We start from the raw sequence: 974 nt of genomic DNA, 5'->3' as shown, positions 1-974 counted from the left end.
CGGCGCGGTGAACTCAATCTTGATTTTATCGAGCGCATCAACCGTTTTGGCCGCCCCAATCTTGCTTTGCAAGGCTTGACGTTGCCCTGCCACATGGGCAGACAAGGCGGAATAGGCCAAGGCTTTGCGCAAGGCGGCGGCCTTGAGTTTGTCAGGCTCCATGCCACGCGCGGCGGCAATGCGGTCTAACACGGGCGTGGCGGCGGTGTTGTCGGCTGCCCACGCTTGCGCCTCGGCTGATTGCAGCGGCCATGTTTGCAGCTCAAAATCGGGGATGCTATCCAAATCGGCCGCCTGATTTACAAAGGCTTGCGCGGCTGCGTTAAGCTCAACCAGCTTGGCGGCTTTGGCTTGGGCAAGATTGATGGCGGGGCTGTTTTTGGCTTGCAAAATCAGCTCGCCGTTTTTATAAACGGCGGTTTGGTTGCCGCGGCCGCACCATTGCTGATATTGACTGATGCTTAATTCGGGCAGCTCGTCGATGTTGATATCGGGATACAGCTGCGCCAATGTGCGGTCGATTAAGTCAAATTCGCCGACCTCGTTGTTGATGCGGACGCAATATCCGCTCAGTTGTGTATTAATATCAATCATTTAATAACCCTCTACTTTAATGACCATATCGATTAATTCATCACTGTCGCCAGCCCAGCGGCGCGAGTTAAACGAGACTTTATTTTTATTTGTGCCGCGAGGATTCCAGCTGTATTTATGCTCAGAGGCCTCATGTTGCCATCTTTGCGATATATTCGTATCGGTGGCGCGTACAAATTGGATTGAGGCATAACAGACTTTATTGGGCATAGCTGTCCATAAGTCGATATCTATTAATCTCCCCGCAGTAGTATTCCCATAACCGACGGCAGCCTCTTCAAAACCAAACCAAAGGGGCTTAGCATTCTTGATGTGAAAATACTGCACAACGCTGCCATCGGGACTGATGACCGTCTCGCCTGTGACGCGCATGGTTTGTT

Annotated in this window: 2 protein-coding genes; both read right to left on the bottom strand. The window is 51.7% G+C overall.

What is annotated here, in order from left to right; all coding sequences use genetic code 11:
* On the bottom strand, positions 1–594 hold a 594-nt coding region (locus tag CRG49_RS12945), incomplete at its 3' end, for a hypothetical protein (protein ID WP_097784638.1).
* Positions 595–974 (bottom strand): hypothetical protein (locus CRG49_RS12940; protein ID WP_198515178.1); only part of this gene is annotated, 380 nt, incomplete at its 5' end.

It is taken from the genome of Neisseria sp. N95_16, assembly GCF_002551535.2.
Lineage (GTDB): Bacteria > Pseudomonadota > Gammaproteobacteria > Burkholderiales > Neisseriaceae > Neisseria > Neisseria brasiliensis.
This window is presented reverse-complemented; position numbering and strand designations above follow the sequence as displayed.